Source organism: Niallia sp. XMNu-256 (assembly GCF_036670015.1).
Classification (GTDB): Bacteria; Bacillota; Bacilli; order Bacillales; family Cytobacillaceae; genus Bacillus_BD.
In genome coordinates this window covers 1,881,737-1,896,025 of the sequence record NZ_CP137636.1, presented here as the reverse complement: position 1 = coordinate 1,896,025, position 14,289 = coordinate 1,881,737, and the positions used below count along the sequence as shown (strand labels likewise).

The window sequence follows — 14,289 nt, the reverse complement described above, 5'->3', positions numbered from 1 at the left end:
AAATTAACCTTTTTTAATCCAAAATTTAATTACTGACCCATCTTGTTCTGTTTTGATCAGGCTATGTCCAGCATTTTTTGACCAGGCAGGCAAATCATTTAATGTTCCTCTGTCTGTTACGTCGAGTTCTAATACTTGATTACTTTCAATCGTTTCTATTCCTTTTTTTAATTTCACAACCGGCATTGGACATGTTAATCCCGTTACATCCACTACTTTATCTACTCTGATATCCGCTTCTTTTTGAATAACCGTTTCTCCTAAATCATTCGTTGTTGTTTCAACATCCGCGTGAACATTGGTACCATAAACAGATGAATAGGTTTTCCAGCCTCCATCCACGTTTTTAACATTGTATCCATGATTTTTCAAAATTCGACTTGCTAAATAGCCACGTAAACCAACTTGACAGCTGACATAAATCGTTTTGTCTTTTGGTACTTCGTTTAATCGATCTCTAAGATCATTTAACGGAATATTAATCGATCCTTTAATAAACCCAAATTCACGTTCCATTGGTTCACGAACATCAATTAAAAGACCGCCTGCTTCCACGATTTTATCTACTTCATGCCATTGTATTTGTTCTAATTCTCCATCTATTAGATTTGTGGCCACATAACCAGCCATATTAACAGGATCTTTTGCAGATGAATAAGGCGGCGCATAGGACAATTCTAAATTCGTTAAGTCTTCTACCGTTAATCCGCCCTTGATCGCTGTCGCAATTACGTCGATCCGTTTTTCCGCACCTTCTGCCCCAATCGCTTGAGCGCCAAAGATTTTTCCTGTATCTTTATTGAAAATCAGTTTTAATGAAATTTGTGCCGCACCAGGATAGTATCCCGCATGTGAGCTTGGATGAATATGAATGACTTCATAAGGAGTTCCTAAACGTTTTAATGTTTTCTCATTATTACCAGTTGAAGCAACCGTTAAATCAAATACTTTGGCAACTGATGTTCCAAGTGTCCCTTGGTATTTCTCCCTTTTTCCCATCATATTGTTAGCCGCAATCCGACCTTGGCGGTTAGCAGGACCAGCAAGTGGAATCATCGTCTTTTGACCATTGATGTAATCAACCACTTCAACCGCATCTCCAACAGCGTAAATATCTTCATTAGAAGTTTGTAAATATTCATTAACCACGATACCCCCGCGTTCTCCTAATTGAAGATTCGCTGTTTTGGCTAATTCATTTTCAGGTCGAACTCCGATTGAAAGAATCGTCATATCGGTTTCAATTTCTATTCCATCCGATAAAATGACTTTTTGACCGTGATCGGCAAAAGAGTCAACGCCATTTTCTAGAATTAGGTTAATCCCTTTTTCTCGCAAATGAGTGTGTAGAATGCTAGCCATTTCAATATCAATCGGTGCCATGACTTGATTAGCCATTTCGACAATCGTCACTTCGATTCCTCGTTCGACTAAATTTTCCGCCATTTCAATCCCAATAAATCCGCCTCCTACCACAACGGCTTTTTGAGGCTTTTGCTTGTCAACATAGTTCTTGATTTTATCTGTATCAGGGATATTTCTTAAAGTAAACAACGTTTTATTTTCTTCTAATCCTAGAATTAGCGGCACAATTGGTTTTGCTCCAGGAGATAATAATAATTTGTCATACGTTTCATCATAGACTTCATTCGTTTTTAAATTTTTAATCGTAACCTTTTTATTTTCTGGGTCAATGCTTACGACTTCACTTAAATTGCGAATATCCATATTAAAGCGCTCTGACATTCCTTCAACGGTTTGAACTAATAATTTACTCCGTTCCTTGATGGTTTCACCAATGTAATAAGGCAAGCCACAATTGGCAAAGGAAATGTATTCTCCTCGTTCGACTAACACAATTTCGACTTCTTCACTAATTCTTCTTAACTTTGCGGCTGCTGTGGCTCCACCAGCTACTCCACCAACAATGATGATTTTCTGTGTCATATAAAACTCCTCCTATACTCGTCTAAGTTATTATTAATTAAACCACTACCTGTATGGGTATATAAATAATCAAAAAAATATACTTTTTAGTGGCGTGATGTTGTCACTGATTATTTCAATTTCTGAAACCATCATATACCCCAATAGGTATAAAAGTCAATCACTTTTTCTTTAAAATTGACAAAAGATACAAAACCCCAAACAGGTTTTGTATCTTTATTTTCAAAGTTAACTTATCATCTCAAACAATTAAAAAGTAAAAAGCTAAGACTAGTGCAATCATGGCAATAAATATACAGAGTGCTAAAACCGTTATTTTAGGTGTTTGGAACGTTTGTTGATTAATGGCCTTCACTTTTTTAAAGTAGGATGCCGTTGCTAAAATAATGGTTAAAATTCCTAGTCCTACAGAAGAAAGTCCAATAAAAGTTGCAATGAGATCACTTGCAGCAGAAAGGCTGGACTTTAAAGTAAAATGTAAATTTGTGACTAAAAACCCTACTCCTATAATGGCAATCGCTGTACGTACCCAAGCTAAAAATGTACGTTCATTGGCTAAATGTTGTTGAATAAATTTTGAATCTACTGTTTGGCTGTGATCATCTAGTTCTCTACTTTTACTGTCCATACAATCACTTTCCTATATCTTATTATATATTCGACTTTTCTTTTATACTTATAAATTACCACGTAATTTCTTTTCCATGCCTTATTTAATCAAATTTTTAAGTGAATGAAACGCGAGAACCGTCCCGACGTTTCAAAATAGGCCACACCTGCTCTAATCAGGTGTGGCCTAGTTGAATCTATCCGCTGTGAAACATATTGTGAAACAAGATTTTTCGGGGCGTCACAGTGACGACAGCTTTTTAACCGAAACTTGTTTTTTCTCTAGTGTTTTGACGTCTTTAAAGCTTACGAAGTTCTTATTTTTCTCGTCCCAGAGGCGAAAGCGAAGCGACTTTAAACTTGTCGCAAGGGTAATCGTTGGCACGTTTTGTAAGGGTGGCGTCGTGTTATGTGCTTCTTCTAGTTTATAATTGGGAACTCTTGGACTTAAATGATGAACATGGTGAAATCCAATGTTACCAGTTAAGAATTGGAATATCTTTGGAAGCTTATAAAAAGAACTTCCTTCTACAGCTGCTTTCACATACTCCCATTCTTGATCTTCTTCGAAATAAGAATCTTCAAACGTGTGCTGTACATAAAACAACCAAATGCCGGCTGAACCGGATATCATGAAAATCGACCCGTGGATCAGAAGAAATGTCTGCCAGCCGACTGCCCAGCAAAGCAATCCCATCAATGCCACAATCAGAACATTGGTTAAATAGGTGTTCATACGTTCTTTCTTTTTAGCAGCTTTACGGTTAAATCGATTGTTAATTCCAAATTGATAAATCGGTCCTAGCCCGAACATGACGAATGGGTTGCGGTAAAAACGGTAGGCTAACCGAAGTTTTAAGGGTGCTGCTTTATATTCTTCTACAGTAAGAGTCCAAATATCACCCGTTCCACGTTTATCTAAGTTCCCACTAGTTGCATGATGAATCGCATGCTCATTTCCCCAGCGATCAAAAGGAAATAATGTTAAGACGCCCATCGCGGTTCCAACAGCTCGGTTGGCACTTCGACTCTTAAAAAATGAATTGTGCGTGCAATCATGAAAAATAATAAAAATTCTAACTAAAAATCCAGCAGCCAGCACAATTGGGACTAACGCTAACCAATAGGAAACAGAGAGGCTTATATATGCCAAAAACCATAATATTATAAAAGGCACAACCGTGTTGATGATTTGCCATATGCTTTCTTTTGTCGTTGACTTTTCAAACGGAGCTACTTGTTTTTTCAAACTATTTGTATTTTGTAAAGTCATATTTTAAATTCCCTTCCTTTTTCATCGTAATTCCAATCATATAGTAAAAAAATCTAATATGTTAGTAGCAAGCGTCATATCTTCGGTGTGACAAATGTCACATACAAGCTATTTGAAACAGACGGACAATGCGGTGTTAACCTCTTTTCCCCGTTTCCTTACTACCCGTTTTTTCTAAATTATTTTTGTACTTACAATCTAAACCTAATAAAAAAGAAACATCGGGTAATGTTTCCTTTTCATTTTTGTTACGACTGACCCGACTTTTTAGTGCTTTTGCTTTTATAAGGCTTGGCACTTTTGAACCGATTGGCACTAGCCTGCCAACGATTCCATCCCTTCTTTCCGGTACCTTGGCCTATTCCGCTTTTACCTTTAGCTTTCGTCATATCCTCACTCCATTACTATTCCCAGTTTAATCATTTACTAGGGTCGTTTTTCTATTGCAAACATTTTTTGTTGCTTCTAATTATTTGTACTTGCCATTTCTGTGTCAATCTCAATTTCATCCATTTCTTCAAGTATGCGCTGAGCCATAAGTTTGTAACCGGTTGTGTTTGGATGAAACTGATCTTCTGCTAAAAGTTCGGTATCGGATGGAACAAAAAGGTCTGATGTTGGAATAAAGCTGACATGTTCAAATTCTTCTGTAACCGCTTTTCCAGCCTCGTTCCAGTTCGTCACAATCACTCCTAATCCCTCGATGTGACTAAAATATTGTTCAAAAGGATTATAAAATCCAATTAAATAAATATGGACATCTGGATTTAGTTCCTTCATTTTATGAAAAATAGCTCTTAACCTCTCCTGATACTCTCCGATTTCACTATTGAAGGGTTCCATTGTAAGGTTTGAAAAGTTGTCCTTTACCACCTTCATAATATCGTTAGCACCAATCGTTATTAAAACTATGTCCGCCTTTTTAATTGAAGAGGCGATGTTTTTTTGGTCTAGCCGTTTAACGAGATGATCTGTACGGTTCCCTCTTTTCCCATGGTTTTCAATCTTAATATTTAATTGATTATCTTCAAATGTATGATTAAGAATTCCGACATAACCGCCGTTTTCTGTTTCATCCCCGCTCCCTTCTGTTAATGAATCACCAATGGAGACAATCCTGAGATCCTTTTTAAATAAATTTATTGTTCCTTTAATTACTTCCCTAACCTTTTCTTTTATTTCTTTCGTAATGGTTTGACTGCTTTCTTCCTCATCTGCTGGTTGCTGTACCTCTGCTTCTGCTGCAGGAACCATCTTAACTACTTCCTTCTCGTTCACTTCCTTATTATTCTCAGTCTGATTTATAACATCCTGCTGCTTTTCCTCCATCGCTAATACTTGAGCTTTCTCACTCACTTGCTTCGTTTGAGTAAAATGTGAAAAATATAAGAAAGGAAGCAGGCACAAAATAAGCAGACAAGCAAGCGTGATAAATATATTTTGTCGCTTCACATTGATACCACCAATCATTTAACTATGAAACATGGGGACGGTTCTCATGTTTCAAAAAAGAAACTTAAAACATGACAACCATCTCCATGTTATCCCCTGTGTTGAATCCGATCAAAAGCTTATTAGAGAAGCAACAACGGTCTCGATAAAAGGGTTGTCTTTCGGGGCTCTACAACGTGTGATTTTTAATTTCGTTAACTATATACCCTTTTTCCACTAAATAAATCGGTACATTTTTATTTGTGAATATTCTGTAAAGGATTTCCGTTGTTCAGAACCAAAAAGAAACAACTGGGGAACTTTAATAAGTATAATTTACTTGAGGAAACCAATAAAGCTTTTTTCTTATTAATCTTCACCCAGATCATTATTATCACACCTGTTTGGGCGAAACGAGGGGAAGTTTCTCATTTTTTATTTTTTTCGAAATTAGTGTTACATACCTTTTTTGGAGTAGAAATATAGACAAAAAGAGGCAGAAACCATAATATGCTGAAATCGCCAGAAAATAGCCCTTAAATGAAAAATGAGCGCATCTCCTTATTTTAAGGATAGCGCCCGATAAATTACTGCCCTTTGCTTCTTAAACTAAAGAGTTCATACAGACTCTATTCGTTTACTAATTGTCAGGTTTTTTATATTTATTGATTCTCCAAATTCCAAATGTTACACCTAGAAGAATAAAGAAGATACTGATCCATTCTAAAATTGAAGGAAATGTTGTGTAATAGAAATATGTATAAAGTAACCCAAAAATGGTCTCAAACACAATCATCATCCCAGCCATGGAGACAGTTAATCGAATAGACGTTTGATTCCATGCCCATGTTGCTACCCAAGAAGCAATAATCCCTAAAAGAATAATCCCAACCAAATAATGAACAAAGGAATCCTTCACTAAAAGGTTACCGATTAATTGCTGATTTGTTAGCTTACTTATAAGCAGAACGATTAAAACTAATGTTAGCGTTTGAACACCAACGATCGTGGAAAAAAGATCTGGAGAAACCTCCGTTTCTTTTTTGAGAAAATTGGCATTAGAGATTCCATACCATGTCCACAAGGCAAGAGCAATGAAACAACATAGGAATCCAAACAAAAGACTACTTTTTGAGCCAGTTATGCTGCTAACATCTCCTTGCTCACTGCTATACAATAGAAAGATCCCTATTAATATCAAACATGCAGGAATCATCATGATTTTAAAAGGAAATTCTTTATTTAGTAGATTTCCAACAAAGCTGATGACTATTGGTAAAGTTCCAATTATCAACGTGGTAATGGTAGCTCCTGCATATTTGATTCCTAACACTAGAAAAAAGAAGTAGCCAATATTTCCAGTAAAAGCATAAAGCAATGCTTTAGACCATACTCTTGATGGAATATGTAGAGGATTTTTTTTGTATATCAAGAATAATAGCAGAGAATATAAGCCATACATAAGGTAGCGTCCTAAAGTAATTTCCAATGATGAAAAACTGGATAGCACATTCGGAATAAGAAAGGCTAACCCCCAAGCTGCCCCTGCGATCATACCAAACATTACACCTAGAAAGGATGAGCGTTGATTAATGCTCATTTTATTGTTTACCTCCCCCCAAAAATAAATAATTTTAATTTTATATAGGACACGAAGTTATGCCGCATTCCTCCTGCGCAAATTAACTGTCCTTTTTCTCAAACTCCCCATTTGATATATAAAATGTTCGTTCTGCAATTAACCTCTTCTATAGTTGAACAGAATTTAAGAAATAATTCTATGAAAAAGCATTTTTAACAATTGGCCCTTAAAAGGAAAAAGAGCACTTATCCTCATTCAAAGATTGCGTCAAATTGCTGAAGATCCTTGGTTGCTGAAAATAGCTCGTACATCTTGAACCCTAGCCCTTTATTCTAAGTACAATCCTTCCTATTTTTTTATATGGAATATAACATACATGATTTAAGAATTTTCCCTGTATTGAGGACATAAACATCAGAAAGATATGGGCATTTATAGCAAGGGGGCATGAGGATGAATGATGTGTTTGAAAATACAGCAAGATTTGAACATCGATTTTGGCTTCAAATCTTAGGCGATCATTCTAGGTTTATTTATGAAGCATTAGCACCTGTTCAAAAAGAGGAAATTGAAAAAGCCTCAAGATTTATTCGAGTGTTTGATACACTTCTAGATCATGCCAAATCCAGCGATTCCATGCAGTTAGCAACAAAAGCTGAGGTAGAGGTACTAAAACTTCGAGAATTTAAATTAGAATTATTAAGGAAACACCTTATCGGGAAAATCAAAATTCACCTTTCCCCCACCTTTATCAATCATATGATAAATGAATTAGAAGAATATTTGCGGATTTTAAAACATTTAAAAGCAGGGAAAGTACCGCCTATTTATCATGAACTACACCATCATCTTATTTGGTTATTAGATGCGGCTGGACATTCAGAAGCAATTTCATCCAAATTAGACAGTGTGGAAAAGAGATTAAGGAAAAAAAGTGATTCATTTACGAAGCATTTTGAAGGTTTTTACTTAAAAGCGGTAGAAATGGCAGGATATTTAAGAACGAATGTAACTGAGTTTCCTGCATTGACAAAATTCAATTCAGACACCCAGTTAGAAATAAAATTATTTCAAGGATTTTTACAAGAAATAGAAGAACTAGAGCTAAGCAATCAAGCATTAGGGACATTTGCCCCATTAATGGCGGACCATATGTTTCGCGAAGAATGTTATTATTTGATGAAGTTAAGTGAATCAGCAAACCTGAACCCACCAAACTGTGATCCTACTAAACCACGAATTAAAGAGTAAAAGGATATACTCAGATTAATAAGTGGTGCTGGGGAAGATGGATATCCTCGGCACTTTTTTTAATACTCCTTTCTTCAAACTTAACGTCCAGATACCTAAATAAGAAAAGTAATTCACGTTATGTACAATTGCCACCGACGCTAATTTCAAAACTGTTCTTATAATAGTAAAGAACCTACCGGTTATGCATTTAATACATAATAGCTGTGCATTAACGACACACTATATAATGTTTAAAAATTTATCATATAGTTGGTGTGAAAATGAATGAGAAATTTGATAAAGAGAAAGAACTTTGGAATCAAATCCGCCTACTTCGTGAAGAAATGGTTCAAACAGCTTACAATAAGAATTTAGATTTTCTTGATGAAGAAGTTTTATCAATGAGTCAAGCTTTAAATAAACTATTAAACGAATATGAAAAATTATTACACAGAAAATAAAGAAATTATCACTTTTTAGAATGTGAATATCTCCTGCGCCGTGGCATCCTCGCTGCCCACATAAATTAAAGCGACTGTTATTGAACAATCGCTTCCTCATGGTTAGTGCATTTTTTATAAACTTTTAACAGCCCTGTTCCTTTAAGTTAAATACTCTATAAAAGCCAGGTTCGATCAACCTTGCTGCCTTAAATGATTAACTCTTATTTGTCGTTTTGCGATAGTGAATTAAAAAGGAAATGGAATAAGAAATTAATAGAATTCCCCCTACTAGAAAAGCGATAAAGAAACCAAGCATGCCTTGTATAGCGACCCATCCAACCGTAAATGTAAGAAAAAATAACAAATAACAAAAGCCAACTAGAATGATAGCAATAGGAACATTAAATGGAAATAATCGTTTCCAACCTATTGCTAAAAATATAGAAAGAATCAGTATAGCAATAGAGATGATCATGTGGAGTGTCCCCCAACGGAATTCTACCCGAGACTGGGCAGCTTCACCAAAAGCAGGTGTGTTATATAGGTCATATATTGTGATAATCGCAGTAATAATTGCCGTCAATACAACGATTATGAAAATAATCCAGTTAATTGTTTTCAAGTTCGTTTTATTCTTCATTTCATCCCCTAACTCCCTCCCGTTTGTCCTAATCACCATAAACGATTGATTTGTTTACTATAACTTCAACAAAAAGGGAAACTTCTCCTTCTTAGAAATAACTGCCCCGTTAATGGTGTAACCTTATTTTAAATTAGGCATAGCAAAGGAGGGCTATTGCCCTCCTTTAATTGTTGCTATTATCAATAGTTAGTTTTATTTTTTCATCATTGCTGTAAAACTAAAAGCGATTTATTCATTCAAGATTTAAGCAACTAGACTTCGGCAGGCTTCCGCACATTTAAAACATGCATCGGCACATTTCTGACAGTGGTCGTGGTTGTGTTTTTTGCATTCATTGCCGCATGCTTCACAAATTTCTGCACATACTTTTGCCAATTCAGAAATAAAGGGTGTTCCTCTGCCTAGTGCCTGTTCAAAGTAAACACAAAAATCCGCACACTCTCTATCAAGACGAATACACTCTACCATCATTTTGACATCTTCTTCTTTCAAACAAGCATCATAACAATGATTACACGCAACCATACATTCATGAAGTGCTTCAATTACAGACTGATATTGTTCATGTGTCATTGTAATTTCCCTCCTTCAATTCATCCTTTATTTAAATACCCTACCCTCGAATTCTAAAACAATGATTTAATACTGTAAAATTACTTTGCATCGGTACTGCCATAAGGAAAAAACGTATCATGATCAAATGTTTCATTCCTGTAATAAATATTAAAAAAGAGCGCATACTGTTTCTTTTTCGTAGGATTACCTATATAATGCGCACTAGATGATTTTTTTAGAAAAATTATACTTCTAGCTTAAAGAAGGAGATCGTTATGAAAAAAATAATGCTTACATTAATAAGCGGTCTAATCGCCGTTGTTTTAGTGGCTTGTGGGGGAAATGAAGAAAGTACAGATGCTAAAAATGATGATAAAGCAAAAACAGAAGAAACCGATCAACAAATGGAAGAAATGCAAAAGAAATTAGAAGAACAGCAAATTGATGAAAATAAAACGGTTGTCATAGTGAATGATAAAGAAATATTAGGTAGTGACTATAATACTGTTTTGGCAGCGATTCAAGGACAAATGCTGCAAATGGGACTAGATCCAACTTCTAAAGAAACTGCAGAGCAAGCAAAAAATCAAACAATTGACCTCTTAGTCGGACAAACTCTTCTTCTTCAAGAGGCAGATAAAAAAAGCATTAAAGCTTCAGAGGCAGAAATTAATAAGCAGCTGGATGAAATAAAAAAACAGTTTAAAACAGAAAAAGAATACAAAACCGCTCTTAAAGAATCCGGCATAGATATAAAGACGCTAGAAACTCAAATCGCTGACGATATTAAAATTCAACAGTATGTTGAGAAAGAAGTGCCGGCTGGAGAAATAACCGATAAAGAAATTCAAAAAATGTATGATCAATATGTGGAACAAGGAAAGAGTACAGGACAAGAAGTTCCAAAACTTGAAGAAATAAAACCACAAATCGTACAAACTCTTGAACAGCAAAAACAGCAGGAAAAACTCGCTAAGCAGGTTGAAGAGTTAAAGAAAAATGCTACGATTGATATTAAGATTTAAGATGTTACACATAACAGTTCAAGGGGCTATCAATCATGCCCCTTCTAAATGAAAACGAAGATGAATCTCTACAAGTTGTAGTGTTTATCTTCGTTTTTTTACTGCTGCATTCGTGTCTATAAAAAAATAATTCCTATAAGAGCTATCGGTTGAAAATAACCCTCAATTATCCAGTTTAATCCAAATGAAAATAATACTTAAATGATAAAGGCTATTGATCATAAACTAAATGTTTTCATAATTACTCTCCTAAAAATTGTTCTATAAGGGCAATTTTTTAAAACCAGGCTAGCACCTATCAAATATATTCAATTTTTCCATAGATTCTTCATCCATTAGATACCACTTTTTTTAATAAAGTTTAAAGGTTGTTTTCCGGAGAATACATTATTGAAAAAGAACCCCTCATGGATTGAGGGGATGAGTTTGGCATTTTATTTGTACAGATTTTGAAAATTAGGCGAGTTTTTGGTAACAGGTTAGCTCTGTTTTTTCACATTTTGAATCGAAATACAGGGGCGAAAGTAAAATTGAGCTTTGGTTCGATTCAGTCATGACTTTATAGATTTTGAGGATTAATCATATATTACAGCTTTTCCTTGTTCGCGTAACTTCTTTAATGATGACAGCATATGATTTATCTCTTCATCAGTATGCCTTTCCCATGAACTTAATTCAGCTATTATTTTCAAAGGCAATTTAGACCGATAAGAACGTGTTGGATTACCAGGAAATTTCTTGTCTGTTAAGTTCGGATCATTTTCAAAATCTCCTAACGGCTCAACAATATAAATTCTTTCTTTTAATTCAGAAGCTGCTAACTCAGCCCCCCATTTAGCAGCTTCTAATGTGGCAGTAAAATATATATAGTTAGATTTCTTATCTTGGTAATTTGATAAGTGTTGTGGTTCTAATAGATCTCCAATTCTTAATTCTGCTTTAGTACCATGAAAGAAAGGACCCTTATCAAGAACGTCTTTTTTATCACTCATAAATATTAACCCCTTATCCTTTTAGATTTGTATGTAAGAGTATAGATTAAGAATTATAAAAAGAGTAGTCTATAAATGATTGATTAATAGTAGTATAATGGAAGTAGAGAGAATGATGACTAACGATAATTACTTACAGTTTAAGTTTTATTTAGTCCTAAACAAAGTGTGTAATCATAACGTGTTTTCAAAAATATTCTCTTTAAAACTCTCCATTTTGCTTTTATCTTTGTCCACATATTAATACTCTGCTTAACAGTAAGTAATTTAATAATAAACTTCTGTTTCCATTCACCACTCTCCTTAATGATTTTGCCTAATTTTCACCTGTTATACTTGGTTTAAATGGGTAAGTGAATATGGACTACACATGAAATTATGAAAAACTCAAACACAACTGTCATATGTGTCTGTCATTTCAATTACAAATGATGTTAATAGAAATTCTTTAATTTGCTGATTAGTTCCGAGTCGATCATCCGTTGAAATTCAATTTATTATTATCAATATTTTATCGGTGGACACCTTGCCAGCAATCTTAAATAGATTAAACCTCCCTATTAAACTAATCACAAATATAAATCAGTCTATTAGAAAACAGCGGGGACGGTAATCATGTTTCAAAAAGACAATTTTAAAACGTGAGAACCGTCCCCATGTTGCATTATTCAGTTTCCGGGAAGTACACCTGGGCTGTGTGTATGTCGACCAGTGTGGGAGCATTTGTATTGAGTGCTTCTTGCAGCACTGATTCCAGCTCGGTGTCAGAGGTGGCGCGTAATCCTTTCCATCCGCAGGCTTCTGCTAATTTTATAAAGTCAGGGTTGGTTAAATCTACCCCTACTTCTTTCTTCTTTTCAGCTTTGATTTTATCTCTCTCCATTTGCAGGGTCTCATTATTTAAGACAACGACTGTAATATTGAGTTCATAGCGGACAGCTGTTAATAAATCAGCAAGCACCATTTGAAGTCCTCCGTCCCCCACTACCGCAACGACTTGTTTTTCAGGTTTTACAAGCTTAGCGGCCATTGCGGCTGGAAGACCAAAGCCCATTGTCCGCCAGTAACCGGAGAATAAAACAGTTTGTTCTTTTTGCCGGAAGTTACGATTCATCCATACTGTATTATCCCCTGTATCCAGTGCAAGAATCGCGTCCGGTTCCACTGTTCGGTCAAGGGCGTGGATAATTCGTGCAGGATGGGCAGGATAACCCGCTGTACTGCCTTCCTTCTCATTTTGCTTGGCCCATTTCTCTTTTACTTCCTGGCAACGAGCTAACCAATCTTCAGAACGGGAGAATCCTTGCAGGCTCTCCGTTAAGAATGGAAGGACTTCTTCTGTTTTTCCGATGATTCCAAGTTCTGCTGGGATGTCTTTTACAAACTTATCGAAGTGGCGATCAATTTGGATAATCCGTGAATCCGTTGGCACATACCCTTCCGGCCACCATGTCGTGCCCGCAAGAAGGACCACATCTGCCTCCTTAAATAATTCGGAGGCATAAGGATTGCCGCCTTCGCCAATCCCTTGCAAAACTTGAGGGGAAGATTCGTCGAACAATCCTTTCCCTCCTAAGCTTACTAGGATGCCGGCTCCCCACACATCAGCAAGTTTCTCTAACTCCTCTGAAGCGGAAGAGGCTCCGGAGCCTGCAAGGATCATTGGCCGCTTGGCTGTTTTCATCATTTCTGTTACCTGTTCCAAGCTTTCTTTCGTGAAGATAGAAGTACCTTCTATAACATCCGGGAATGGTCGCGGTTCCCCTGTAGCCGGCATCGTGAAGATATCCTTCGGAACGGACAAATGGGTTACAACCTGCTGTCCAAGTGATGTTCGCGCTGCTTTTTGAAGAACTTCAATCGTCGCATCTGGACTGGCTAGATTAGCTGAATAAGCAGCAAAAGGCTTCATAAGTTCCTGCTGGTCAATATACTGCGTATATTCCGTGCCAATTTTATTGCTGGGTGCCTGTCCAGTGATTGCGAGTACCGGTGCTTTGTCTAAATGTGCATCACCGAGCCCATTTAGCAGATTCGTTGCACCAGGCCCCATCGTCGCGGTACACACTCCTAGCCTACCTGTCAGCTTTGCTTCCGCAGACGCCATAAAAGCAGCTGTCGACTCATGCTTGACCGCAATGAATTTAATTTTATCCTGCTTGGCCATTGCATCGATGAACCCGATGGTAGCATCGCCCACTACCCCATATATCCGTTGTACTCCAAACAAAGACAATTGATCCAACATCAATTCAGCAACCGTTCGCTCTGTTTTTTCCATAACATATGAACCTCCTTGATAGAACTTTCCAACCTGCCGGGATAAAGCATCTATTTATTTTTCATTCATATGGTTTTTTCCCGAAATAGCACCGATTAATCCTCATTTTGTAAATGCAAGGTAAAATGAGGATTAAGTCGTGTCGTACTGTGAAACATGCGTGTGAAACATGGGGACGATTCTCTTGTTTCATTTTTATTGGAATGGATGTTGAATTACTACTTTGAAGGAAATGGCAGTGAAGTATTCTATATTTTGATTTCCCAACCTTCGTC

The 14,289-nt window shown here is 36.3% G+C and carries 14 protein-coding genes; 3 read left to right on the top strand and 11 right to left on the bottom strand.

Annotated features, from left to right (window positions below):
* Positions 1-3: 3 nt before the first annotated feature.
* From R4Z10_RS09575 to R4Z10_RS09545, 7 genes are all read right to left on the bottom strand, one after another.
* Positions 4-1,947: a CoA-disulfide reductase gene (locus R4Z10_RS09575; RefSeq protein ID WP_338472944.1), complete on the bottom strand. Its 1,944-nt coding sequence runs from the start codon at positions 1,945-1,947 to the stop codon at positions 4-6.
* 241 nt (positions 1,948-2,188) lie between these two features.
* Entirely contained in the window at positions 2,189-2,575 is a 387-nt protein-coding gene (locus tag R4Z10_RS09570; protein ID WP_338472943.1) for a DUF202 domain-containing protein, read from the bottom strand.
* Between the two features lie 222 nt (positions 2,576-2,797).
* Positions 2,798-3,829, bottom strand: a complete 1,032-nt coding sequence (locus R4Z10_RS09565; protein WP_338472942.1) for a fatty acid desaturase — start codon at positions 3,827-3,829, stop codon at positions 2,798-2,800.
* A 136-nt stretch (positions 3,830-3,965) separates the two neighbouring features.
* Entirely contained in the window at positions 3,966-4,145 is a 180-nt protein-coding gene (locus R4Z10_RS09560) for a hypothetical protein (protein ID WP_338473303.1), read from the bottom strand.
* Complete coding sequence (locus tag R4Z10_RS09555; protein ID WP_338472941.1) at positions 4,078-4,218, bottom strand: DUF3934 domain-containing protein; 141 nt, start codon at positions 4,216-4,218, stop codon at positions 4,078-4,080. The genes R4Z10_RS09560 and R4Z10_RS09555 overlap by 68 nt, the downstream gene beginning before the upstream one ends.
* A gap of 76 nt (positions 4,219-4,294) precedes the next feature.
* A complete protein-coding gene (locus R4Z10_RS09550; protein ID WP_338472940.1) occupies positions 4,295-5,185 on the bottom strand; it encodes a GDSL-type esterase/lipase family protein in 891 nt (296 codons plus the stop codon).
* A gap of 715 nt (positions 5,186-5,900) precedes the next feature.
* Positions 5,901-6,860, bottom strand: a complete 960-nt coding sequence (locus tag R4Z10_RS09545) for a DMT family transporter (RefSeq protein WP_338472939.1) — start codon at positions 6,858-6,860, stop codon at positions 5,901-5,903.
* A 435-nt stretch (positions 6,861-7,295) separates the two neighbouring features.
* Here R4Z10_RS09545 and R4Z10_RS09540 point away from each other — a divergent pair, with 435 nt between their 5' ends.
* Both R4Z10_RS09540 and R4Z10_RS09535 read left to right on the top strand, forming a co-directional pair.
* Positions 7,296-8,093 carry a DUF2935 domain-containing protein gene (locus R4Z10_RS09540; protein WP_338472938.1) on the top strand — a complete coding sequence of 266 codons (798 nt, stop codon included), beginning with the start codon at positions 7,296-7,298 and terminating at the stop codon, positions 8,091-8,093.
* A 263-nt stretch (positions 8,094-8,356) separates the two neighbouring features.
* A complete protein-coding gene (locus tag R4Z10_RS09535) occupies positions 8,357-8,536 on the top strand; it encodes an aspartyl-phosphate phosphatase Spo0E family protein (RefSeq protein ID WP_338472937.1) in 180 nt (59 codons plus the stop codon).
* A 196-nt stretch (positions 8,537-8,732) separates the two neighbouring features.
* On the opposite strand, the gene R4Z10_RS09530 is transcribed toward R4Z10_RS09535, so the two are convergent.
* On the bottom strand, positions 8,733-9,158 hold the full coding sequence (locus tag R4Z10_RS09530) for an RND transporter (protein ID WP_338472936.1): 426 nt from the start codon (positions 9,156-9,158) through the stop codon (positions 8,733-8,735).
* Between the two features lie 246 nt (positions 9,159-9,404).
* Entirely contained in the window at positions 9,405-9,734 is a 330-nt protein-coding gene (locus tag R4Z10_RS09525; RefSeq protein ID WP_338472935.1) for a four-helix bundle copper-binding protein, read from the bottom strand.
* Positions 9,735-9,991: 257 nt separating this feature from the next.
* On the opposite strand from R4Z10_RS09525, the gene R4Z10_RS09520 reads away from it, so the two are divergent.
* Complete coding sequence (locus tag R4Z10_RS09520; RefSeq protein ID WP_338472934.1) at positions 9,992-10,741, top strand: SurA N-terminal domain-containing protein; 750 nt, start codon at positions 9,992-9,994, stop codon at positions 10,739-10,741.
* A gap of 575 nt (positions 10,742-11,316) precedes the next feature.
* On the opposite strand, the gene arr is transcribed toward R4Z10_RS09520, so the two are convergent.
* Both arr and R4Z10_RS09510 read right to left on the bottom strand, forming a co-directional pair.
* Positions 11,317-11,733, bottom strand: coding sequence for an NAD(+)--rifampin ADP-ribosyltransferase (gene arr, locus R4Z10_RS09515; RefSeq protein WP_338472933.1), 417 nt, complete (start codon positions 11,731-11,733; stop codon positions 11,317-11,319).
* A 664-nt stretch (positions 11,734-12,397) separates the two neighbouring features.
* Positions 12,398-14,014, bottom strand: a complete 1,617-nt coding sequence (locus R4Z10_RS09510; protein ID WP_338472932.1) for a thiamine pyrophosphate-binding protein — start codon at positions 14,012-14,014, stop codon at positions 12,398-12,400.
* Positions 14,015-14,289: the final 275 nt, after the last annotated feature.